Source organism: Phytoactinopolyspora endophytica, assembly GCF_004138495.1.
GTDB classification, from domain to species: domain Bacteria; phylum Actinomycetota; class Actinomycetes; order Jiangellales; family Jiangellaceae; genus Phytoactinopolyspora; species Phytoactinopolyspora endophytica.
The window spans coordinates 3281-13475 of the sequence record NZ_ML142850.1; the positions used below are offsets into that span (position 1 = coordinate 3281).

At 67.3% G+C, this 10195-nt stretch carries 9 protein-coding genes; 2 read left to right on the plus strand and 7 right to left on the minus strand.

The annotated features are described in order from the left end of the window. The 7 genes from ELR45_RS36655 to ELR45_RS03435 form a co-directional block, all read right to left on the minus strand. A partial coding sequence (locus tag ELR45_RS36655) for a PfkB family carbohydrate kinase (protein WP_240759137.1) occupies positions 1 to 414 on the minus strand: 414 nt, incomplete at its 3' end. A 94-nt stretch (positions 415 to 508) separates the two neighbouring features. Continuing rightward, complete coding sequence (locus ELR45_RS03410) at positions 509 to 1951, minus strand: glycoside hydrolase family 32 protein (RefSeq protein WP_165367441.1); 1443 nt, start codon at positions 1949 to 1951, stop codon at positions 509 to 511. Continuing rightward, entirely contained in the window at positions 1948 to 3324 is a 1377-nt protein-coding gene (locus ELR45_RS03415) for a glycoside hydrolase family 172 protein (RefSeq protein ID WP_205855797.1), read from the minus strand. Before ELR45_RS03415 ends, ELR45_RS03410 begins: the two co-directional genes overlap by 4 nt. Before the next feature lie 121 nt (positions 3325 to 3445). Then, entirely contained in the window at positions 3446 to 4282 is an 837-nt protein-coding gene (locus tag ELR45_RS03420) for a carbohydrate ABC transporter permease (RefSeq protein WP_129664176.1), read from the minus strand. A gap of 37 nt (positions 4283 to 4319) precedes the next feature. Further along, positions 4320 to 5243: a carbohydrate ABC transporter permease gene (locus ELR45_RS03425; protein WP_129663511.1), complete on the minus strand. Its 924-nt coding sequence runs from the start codon at positions 5241 to 5243 to the stop codon at positions 4320 to 4322. Positions 5244 to 5379: 136 nt separating this feature from the next. Next, positions 5380 to 6909 (minus strand): ABC transporter substrate-binding protein, encoded by a 1530-nt coding sequence (locus ELR45_RS03430; RefSeq protein WP_129663513.1) that lies wholly within the window; start codon positions 6907 to 6909, stop codon positions 5380 to 5382. 66 nt (positions 6910 to 6975) lie between these two features. Then, on the minus strand, positions 6976 to 8016 hold the full coding sequence (locus ELR45_RS03435) for a LacI family DNA-binding transcriptional regulator (RefSeq protein WP_129663515.1): 1041 nt from the start codon (positions 8014 to 8016) through the stop codon (positions 6976 to 6978). Positions 8017 to 8298: 282 nt separating this feature from the next. On the opposite strand from ELR45_RS03435, the gene ELR45_RS41990 reads away from it, so the two are divergent. Together ELR45_RS41990 and ELR45_RS03440 are read left to right on the plus strand one after the other, a co-directional pair. Continuing rightward, the gene (locus ELR45_RS41990) at positions 8299 to 8424 is read left to right on the plus strand and encodes an SOS response-associated peptidase (protein WP_165367442.1); all 126 of its coding nucleotides are present in this window, start codon (positions 8299 to 8301) and stop codon (positions 8422 to 8424) included. 8 nt (positions 8425 to 8432) lie between these two features. Further along, a partial coding sequence (locus tag ELR45_RS03440) for an AfsR/SARP family transcriptional regulator (protein WP_205855800.1) occupies positions 8433 to 10195 on the plus strand: 1763 nt, incomplete at its 3' end.

Below are 10195 nucleotides of genomic sequence, written 5' to 3' on the forward strand. Positions count from 1 at the left end.
AGGCGCCAGCAAGGCGGCAATCGATCCGGTATGAACGAGGTCAGCGGACTCGTCGATGATTCCGTCGAGCTTCCACTCGAGATCGAAGTCGTAGCTGACGGTGCCGTCGGCGCAGAGGCGTGCGGTCGCGACCGACGTGCGCTTGCCTGCTTCCGCCGCGACGAGCCGAACAGCTGAACCGTCGAGCCAACGCCGGATCCGGAACCCGTGCCGATCCTCCGCGATCCGGGTCGCGAGGCTGACTCGGCGGCCGAGACGCCCGAGAGCGACCGCGACATTCGCGGGGCTGCCGCCCGGTGACTCATCCACGGTGCCGTCCAACCGGTGCACGACATCGACGAGCGCTTCACCCACAACCAGGACCTTCCCGGCCACGACCCCATCAGCATCGATGCTGCTGGTTTCAGCTGTCATTCTGCCGTCTCCTGTAGTGGTGGGCGGACGTCCTGCAACGCGAGTGCTATGCGCCATGCGTTGCAGGACGCTTTGAGTTCAGGACACTCGTACGTCAGGCGTCCGGGAGTACCGCGGTGTCGAGGTTCCACACGTGGACGTATGCTTCTGCTCCTGACGTCACGGTCAGTTCCGGGTTCGACCAGTACACGCGCGTGGTCAGAGCAGCGCCGTCGCCGGTGAAGAGCTCGACGAGCGAACCGTCGACGAACACTGAGAACTCGCCCGTCCTCGGTCTCGGCACCGTGAACTCCCGCGTACCCGCCGTTGAGTCGCTGACCTCGACGTTCACTATCGTTCCCGGAGGATCGACGCTGATGTTCAGTTCTGACTCCCCGGAGACGATCGACCAGCCGCCGACGCCCTCATTCAGGTTCCCGGCCAGCTCGAGGGCGGGGCGGTCGATGACGACGCCCGTGGCCAGCTCAGCCTTGGTGACCACGGGACCGAGCCGCAGCCGCCGGAGCTCTGAAGCCGGCTCGGCCCGCGCTCGGTCTCCGTCAAGGGATACTGTCCGCGGCAAGGACAACGCGCCTACGTGCCGCATCTCTGCCTGCGTCCGGGCCGGCACGCGCTCTTGTGCCCAGCCCCACATCAGGGTCCGCCCGGATTCGTCCGTGGTCACGGCAGGCGCGTAGAAGGCGTCACCATAATCGAGTAATCCGACCTGCTCGCCGACGAAACGGCCGTCGGCGACGGTCCCTGCGAAGTACACCGAATGCATCAAGGGTTTCACCGCGTCCGGCACCTGACAGCTGACGATGAGTAGTACCCGATCACCGGAGAATACGAGCTGCGGGCACTCCCAATGCTCGCCGAGATCGAGTCCGTCGCGGATACGCGGGGCACTGTAGAAGATGCCGCGGTACTCCCACGACGTCGCGTCGCGCGACTCGTATAGCAGCACGGTGCCGTGCCTCTGACCGTCCACGGTCCCGCTGCCCAGCAGCATCTGCCATCGCTCGCCGTCGTGCCACACAAACGGGTCCCGGTGGTAGCCGCTCCCGAGATCGGCCGGCGGGGCGGGGATCAGCGGATTCGCGTCGTCCTTCGTCCACTCCGTCAGGTCCGCCGAACCCCATGCCCGGCACACCGACTCGATCCGGTCGTCATCGTCCCCGACCACGCCGGTGTAGTAGATGGCCGGGCGCCCACTCACCTCCCGCAGACAACCGGACCAGCAACCGTCCGAGTCCGGCATGCCATCCGAGTCGCGTGAACCGGGCATACGCTGCGGGCTCGGCGCGATGGCGTCGTCGTGGCGGGTCCAGCGCACCAGGTCCGGCGACGACACATGCCCCCAACGCGGCGGGCCCCAGAACGGCGCATCCGGATTCGCCTGGAAGAACAGGTGGTACCTCCCGTCCCACTGCACTGGGCCGTTCGGGTCGTTGATCCAGTTCCGGGCGCCGGTGACGTGGTACCGCGGCCGCCAGAAACCTGGCGCGGCCGTGTCGGCCGCTGGCGTCGTGGGCGTCGTCGGATCCGTCTGCGTCACTGCCTCGACTCCAGGAAGGAGGCACGGACCCGGCGTGCCTGCCCAGCGTTGGCCACCTGCCGCTCCCGGGTGTCCGCCGCACGCCGGGAGAACCATTCGGCGCGGTTCCGCTCGAACTCCGTCATCCGTTCGTCGCGCCGGCGCAGCATCGCCTGGCGAACCTCGTCGAGCGTGTCCCGATCCGGCAGCGGCACACCGTCGGCCGGCGGCGACTGCGGCCGGCGGGGCAGCCGCTCGTCAACCGGCGGAATCTCTAAGCGAGGGCCGGGCAGCGTCTGGTACCAGTACGCGGTGGACGACCAGTCGTCAGCGAGGTGGTTGGCGTGGCCGTGCTCCATCGTGACCCGGATCTTCTTCTCGAACCGCACCGGGTCGGCGAGGTGGAACCGATAGCTGACCTGGTATCCGGGCACGTCACCCTCGTGCACGATGGTGCCGCAGAACGGGTACGCGTTGCGTTGCATCCCCCAGGCCTGGTTGAAGTAGTCCTCGCCGCCGGTGCCGTGCATGCTGGGCGGCCAGCCGTCGTCGTCGATGAAGATCATGTCGTCGCCTTCGCCCCACCAGGTACCGGGGAAGTGCGCGACAGAGTGGTTGCAGCCGATGTAGTTGCCGGCGCCCTCGGTCTCCAAGATCACGTAGTTGCCGACGCCGTCGAGGTTCGGCACCTGCGTCTCCAGGCTGTTGACCTGCAAGTCCGGCGCCCAACCATCGCACGGGTTCTCTCGCCGCCAGTGTGCGTGGAAATACAGCGTGTCGTCCGGCAGTGGGTCGGCGTAGAGCTCGTAGTCGACGTAGTAGTACTGCACGTACGGGACGTCGTTCTGGTTCTCCACCTCGATCCGTGCCCGCGAGTTGAACGGCATCGGCAGGTAGCAGTTCAGCGCCGCTGGACCGCCGAACGTGAGCCGCTCCTCCTCCTTCACCGAAACCGTGAACGGCAGAGACGCGAAGTTCCCAGCTATCGAGTTTCCGATGCAGAAGAAGTCGCCGAGCGGGGCGACCACGCTCGGCTGTTCCTGGTCGTCCCAGTACATCCGGATCATCACCTTCCGGTAGTAGTCCGGGTCCGTGATCTCCCAGTTCACGCCCAGCGCGTTGTGGATCTCCAGCATGGCGACACCGGCCTGACGCGGGTCGATCAGCCCAGGGCCGATGATCCGGCGGCAGGTCTGGGTAAGCCACAGGTGCGTAATGCACCCTGGGCCTTCCAGATCCGCGAGCACGGCCGTCTCGCCGGGCATGACGACGAACGCGTCCTCGTTCCCACCGGTCTGGTCCCAGCTGGACACCCTGGCGCTGCGCGCCTGTCGGCGCTTGGCAGCCCGAGAGAGAAGATCATCGCCGAGCGCGAAGGGAAGGTTGTTCGACACGAGATGCGGGTCCTTTCTGATTGGTACGTACTGGGTGGCTTCAACCGGCCTGGTTTCCTGCCACTGAATCCGCTGCGGACGATGGACTCGATTCGAGTCCCGTGACATGCGTCTATCGCTGCTACCCCTTGAGTCCTGACGCCTTGATCGACTCGATGATCTGACGCTGCAGCAAGAGGAAGACCAGCAGCGTCGGGATAGCCGCCAGCAGCGACGCGGCCATGATCAGGTTCCACTCCCCTCCGTACTGGCTCTGGAATGTGGCGATGCCGACCTGGACTACCCACAGGTCCTGGTCACGAGCGACGACGAGCGGCCACAGGAAGCTGTTCCAGGCGGCGAGGAAGGTGATGACGCTCAGCGATGCCAGCATCGGTGTGCTCAGCGGCAGCACAACTTGAACGAATCGGCGCAGGTAGCCGGCCCCATCCAGATCCGCCGCCTCCTCCAGCTCCTTCGGGAAGGACAGGTAGAACTGGCGCATCAGGAACACCGGGAATGCGGTGAACGCGACCGGCAAGATGAGCCCTGCATAGGTGTTGTCCAGACCCATCCGGGTCACCACGTAGAACAGCGGCACCAGGATGACCGGCAGCGCGACCAGCAGCGTGCAGAAGAACATACCGAAAATGACCTCACGGCCGCGGAACCGCAGCCTCGCCAGCGCGTACCCGGCCATGGCGCCGAGCCCGACCAGGAGCACCGTGATAGCGACCGACGTCACCAGGCTGTTCAGCAGATACCGCGCGAACGGGATGCGAGTGAACACGTCGGTGATGTTGTCCAGAGTTGGGTTGTCCGGCAGAAGGCTGGAGCTGGTCGACTCCTCTGGCGGCCGCAGTGCTCCGGAGAGCATCCATAGCAGCGGGAACAGCTGCACCGCCGCAAGCACGGTGGCGAGCACCAACGCCAGCATGGTCGACACTCGCGTGCCGCGCCGCCGACGGCTGCCGCGCATCGCCAGTGCACCTGCGCCTGTGCGTCGGCGGTCGGCCTCAGTCCCGCTCAAAACGGCCTCCCTTGGTCAGCCAGAAAGCGATCCCGGTCAGCACCATCAGCGCCAGGGCGTACCAAACCGCCATCGCCGACGCGTAACCGAACTGGTTGCCGCGGAACGCCTGCTGGTAGATGTAGAAGATTCCCAGGCTGGTCGAGTTCGCCGGGCCGCCCTCGGTCATCACGAAGATCAGGTCGAACGCCTGTAGCCCGGCAAGCCCGGCGATCGTCGCCAGCACCAACGCGAAGAACGTCGTCGGCCGCAACAGCGGCAGCACCACGCTGAACAGTGTGCGGAGGTAGCCCGCGCCGTCCAATCGAGCCGCCTCGAACAGATCACCCGGGATGTCCTGCAGCCCGCCGAGCAGGATGATCATGTAGAAGCCGACGAAGAACCAGATGCTGACGAAGACAACCGTCCACAGTGCCCAGTCCGGATCGCCGAGGAACGACGGCGGGTTCTCGACGCCGAGAGCACGCAGCCACGAGTCCACCACCCCCACGCGGTCTGCCAGCATGTACCGCCACACCAGACCGACGACGACCAGGCTCACTGTGTATGGGGCGAAGAAGGCCGCCCGGAAGAACGCACGACCCGGCAGGTTTCCGTTCACCAGCAGCGCCATCACCAGTGCCAGCACATACAGCCCCGGCACGAACGCCCCGACGTAGAGCAGCGTCACGCGCATGCTGTCCATGAACTGCGGGTCGTCGAACATGCGGCGGTAATTCTCCAGCCCGACGAAGTCCATCCGACCGAACCCATCGGCCGAGGTGAAACTCAGCACGAACGCCATGAGCATCGGCACCAAGACGAAAACGCCGACGCCGATAGCCGACGGCGCCACGAACGCGTAACCGGCCAATGCCTCGCGTCGTCGAAGACTCATCCGTCCCGTCAACCGGCCGCTCAACCGGCTCATCGGTCCGCCACCGTGCCGTTCGGTTCCGCCTCGCGGGTTGTCCCCGTCTTCGTACGCCGGCCTGGTGGGCGTACCGCTATCTCGTGTGGAAGTCATCGTCATCAGGTCTGAAGTTCGAGGCATGAGACTGGCCGCCTCAGGAGCCGAGCGGGGCGCCGTCGTAGTCCGCCAGCGCGTCATTGATCCGTCCGTGGGCGTCCGCGGCCGCCTGCGCTGGGTCGACGCCGTTGAGCTGCGCGTCCTGGATGGCGTCGGTGACGGCCTGGACCACCTCCGGAGTGAACCGCGGCTCGCCTCGCCCGTACGGTGTGTCGTCACTGTCGAGGTTGCCGGGGTCGAGTCCCAGGACATCGAACGCGGCGTAGGCCATCAACTCGTCCTGGTCGAACAGGCCGTCGTCGTTGGCCTTCTGCATCACCGATTTGCGCACCGGCAGGCTCTTCTTGGCGTCGAACGCCCATGTGACCAGGCGGTCGACGCTCTCCTCGCCGGCCAGCGCCCAGGCGCAGAACTCGGCGGCCGCCTCTGCGTGCGGGCTGTTCTTGTTCACGCAGAACGCCCAACCGCCCATGTCGGTGATGGGGTCGGCGGAGGTGTCCGGGACCGGGAGCGGGAACATGCCGTACTCGAAGTCGGGCGCGCCCTCCTCCAGGAACGAGCCTCCGGCCGTCACCATCTGGGCCATCGCCGCGTAGCCGCTCGGCATGTTGGACACCAGGTCCCCGCCACCGCCGCCCTGCATGGTCCGCGGCGCCACACCCGCGTCGATCGCCTCCTGCCAGAATCCGAGTGCCGCCGCGGTCGCCGGCGAGTCGAAGGCCGATGCCAGCCCGGTCTCGTTGACGACGTCGCCGCCGGCCTGCCAGAGGAAGGGGTACCAGGTGAAGTTCTGGTAGACGTTCGGCGTGGTCTCGAAGAGGACGCCGAACTGGTCTCCCGTGGTGAGCTTGTCCGCGACGTCGAGCAGCTGATCCCACGTCTGCGGGATATCGCCTTCGGACAACCCGGCCTCCTCGAAAGCCGCCACGCTGTAGAACATGGTCAGCGGTTCGCTTTCCATCGGGATGCCGTACACCCGGCCATCGACGACACGTGTGCTCAACGCCGACTCGTAGAAGTCATCGATGCCGTCGCCGAGCGCATCGGTGAGGTCGTACAGCACGTCGCCGTTGTAGTAGCGCAGGAAGTCTCCGGGGCTGATGACGAACAGATCGGGACCGGAGCCGGCTGAGAACGCCGACTGCAGCTGCGTACCCTCGATGTACTCCGAGACCGGGATGTAGGTCAACGCGACCTGGACGCCGCCTCGCGCGTTCCACTCGTCCACGAGGTCGAGGAACCAGTCGCTCTGGGCCTCGACCGCGTAGCCACCGCCTTCCTGCGGCGCGTACCACTGCCAGAAGTCGATCACGTCGTTGCTGGTGCCAACGTCTCCCCCGGTGCCGGCTCCGGGGCCATCACCGTTGTCGTTGCCGCAGGCCGTGAGAAATGCCCCGCCGCCGGCCAGTCCGGCACCAAGGCCGAGCGAGCTGGAGAGGAATCGCCGGCGGGAGAAGCCGGCTCGATGGCCGCCATAGCCGGAACGGCGACCTTCGCCACCATCGCGGGGTGTCCATAGCTTCCCCGGCGGCACCACGCCGCCAGAACGGTGTCGTCTGAAGCTCATGATGCGGTCCCTTCGTTGGATCCGATACGTGCTGTTGTCTGGGTGTGCTGTGGATCTAGGAGGTGATCAGCCAGTCGCCTGGTCGAACTCGCATCCGCAAGAGCGCCGCACGTGCACGGTCGGCGGGACGACCACGGCGTTGACCGTACGGTCTGGGTCGGCGATGCGTTGGAAGAGCTGTTCAGCCGCGGTCCGGCCGATCTCCTCCACCGGCTGCGCCGCGACGGTGAGCGGCGGGTCAAGGAGGTCGAAGAACGGCTGGTCATCGAAGCCGACAACGGCGATGTCCTGTGGTACCCGCAGTCCGAGCCGCCGCACCGCCCGCAGGACGCCCAGTGAGATCAAGCCATTCGCACAGAACACCGCGCTCGGCGGCTCCGGGTGTCCGAGCGCTTCGATCGCCAGCCGCTCCCCGAGCTCGAACGTTCCCTGCACACCGACGGCATCAGTCATCTCGCCTTCGATGACCGTGAGCTCGGCACCTTCGGCCGCATCGACCGCGTCCCGGCACCCGTTCAGCCGTTCCCGGCTCGGTGTCGCGGCCGTGGTTCCCATCACGGCGGCGATCCGCCGGTGCCCGTGTTCGATCAGATGCGAAACCAACTCGCGCGCCCCGGCCCGATGGTCGACGAGCACGGCGTCGAACGGGTCACCGGCCACCCGGCGGTCGAGCGCGACGGTGGGGATACCGGCATCGAGAAGCTGCTGCAATGGTCCGACCTTCTCCGCCGACGGCGCGACGATGACACCGGCTACGTTCTCGCCGATCATCAAGTCGAGGTACAGCTGTTCCTGCTCCAGATCCTCGTCGGTGTTGCAGAGCAGAACCGCGTGCTTGTGCTCCGCGGCGACTCCCTCGATGACTCGGGCTACGGAGGCGAAGTACGGGTTCTCGACGTCAGAGATGACCAGCCCAATGGCGTCAGCCCGCTGCTTACGCAGCGCCTTCGCCGCCCGGTTCGATCGGTACCCGAGGGACGCCGCGGTCTCCCGGACCTGTCGCGCCATCTCCGAGCTGACGCCCAGTTCACCGGCGAGCGCACGGGACACGGTCGCGGTCGACACACCCAGCGCCTGGGCGATCTCCCGGTACGTCGGTCCCGCCATGTCCGGACTCCTCTCCTGCCGATGAGACGTAATCGATTACGCAATCGATTACGCCTAATGTAAACCACACTCCGGTCGCGCACAAGTGCCCGCCAGTGACACGGCCGAATGAGACCGTAACCGTGCTCGCCGCTGCCGGCTCGTCACCTCAGGCTGCCAGTGCCATCCGCAGGGCCGAAGCCCTAGACGCAGGCGACATCGCGACCGTGACCGTCGAGCTCATCGACCTATGACCAGCGTCGTCGGTTCCGCGCACGGCGGCATCGGGGGCAGAATCAAGGTGTGCGTGGACGCTTCGTAGTCGCGACCTCGGCGATCGATATCGCCGACGAGTTCAACGCTGCCTTAGATGACAGCGCAGCCGTCCCGACGCTCTCAGTCGACATCGCGCCGACGGATCCGGGCTAGGATGACGGATGCGGTTCCTGGCGCTTGGCCCGGTGGGCGTCGTCACTAGCGGACGCAGGGTCACGCTCGCGCGTGGGCAGCAGCGGACCATCCTGGCACTGCTGCTCGCGGGCGATGGCGAGATCGTCAGCGCCGACCGGCTGGTCGACGCGCTGTGGGGATCGTCTCCCCCGTACACCGCCCGGAAGTCGCTGCAGAGTCACGTCTCCCGGCTGCGCCACCAGCTGCTGTCGCTGGCACCCGGCGAGCCGACACCACTGAAGAGCGCGCCCGACGGTTACCGCCTAGACCTCACCGTCCACGAGTTCGACGCGCGCATGTTCCGGGACCTGTTAGGGCAGGCGAAGCGTAGCCGCGACCCACGGGAGAAACTCGCCCTGCTCGACCAGGCGGAGAGCTGCTGGGACGGCCCGGCGTTCGGCGACCTGGCCACGCATCCCGGATTGACGTCCGCGGCCCGCCACCTCGACCAACAGCGTGAGGCCGCGGCGGCCGACCGCATCGACGCCCTGCTCGCGCTCGGCCGGCACGACGAGACACTCCAGACCCTCCCCCGGGTCGTGGAAGCGGAGCCGTTCGACGAGCGGGCCCACGGCCAGCTGATGCGCGCCTTCGTCGCGGCCGGCCGACGCGCCGCGGCGCTCGCCACCTTCCAGGAGGTGCAGACCCGGCTCCGCGACGAGCTGGGGGTCGACCCGTCGCCTGAGCTGCGAGGATTGCACGAGGAGATCCTGCGCCAGGACACGGTGCCGCCCCCTCCCCCGCTGTCTCCGACAACGCCACCGGCCGAGTCCACACGGCGGTCGGATCCGCTGCTGGGGCGGGACCGTGACATCGAGATCCTGAGCACCTGGCTGCGGAGCGCCTCGCTGGTGACGCTCACCGGGCCTGGCGGCATCGGCAAGACTCGTCTGGCCGAGCGCCTCGTGGAGCACACGGCCGCGACCTGGCGCGACGGCGTCATACCTTGCGCACTGGCGCACGTGCGGGACGCCGAGGGCGTCGGCGGTGCGCTCATCACCGCGCTGGCGATCCAACCGTCCGGTGGACAGTCGGTGACCGACGCGCTGGTGTCGGGTCTCGGGGACCGGCACCTGCTGCTGTTGCTCGACAATTGCGAACATGTGCTCGAAGCCCTGACCCCGCACGTGGCAGCGATCGTGGCGGGTTGTCCCGGCGTCACGGTGCTGGCCACGTCACGCGAGCGGCTTCGGTTGTCGAACGAGCGGGTGTGGCCGGTGACGCCGCTCGGTGTCCCGTCTGAAGGGGCACCGACCGCCGATGTGCTGGCCACCCCTGCCGGGAGCCTGTTCCGGATGCGGGCACAGGCCGTGGATCCGGCCTTTCGGCTCAGCGACACGAACGCCGGCGCCGTGGCCGAGCTCTGCCGCCGCCTCGACGGCATGCCGCTGGCCATCGAGCTCGCCGCCGCCCGCACCCGGGCCCTGGCGCCGGCCGCGCTGGTGGAGCGGCTCAACCAGCGCTTCGCCGTACTCGCCGGTGGGCCGCGGCACGAGGGCGGCCGGCACCGCACCCTGGAGGCGGTGGTTGCATGGTCCTACGACCTGTTGGCCGCAGATGAGGCCGACCTCTTCGACCGCCTCGCGGTGTTCGCCGGCGCGGCGCCGTTGCAGGCGATCGAGGCGGTGTGCGCCGACAGTCACCTCCCGACCTGGAAGATCGCCGGCCTGCTCGGCGAACTCGTCGACAAATCGATGGTCGTGGCGCAGCACGACGGTGACGACCTGCGCTACCGGCTGCTCGACACCAT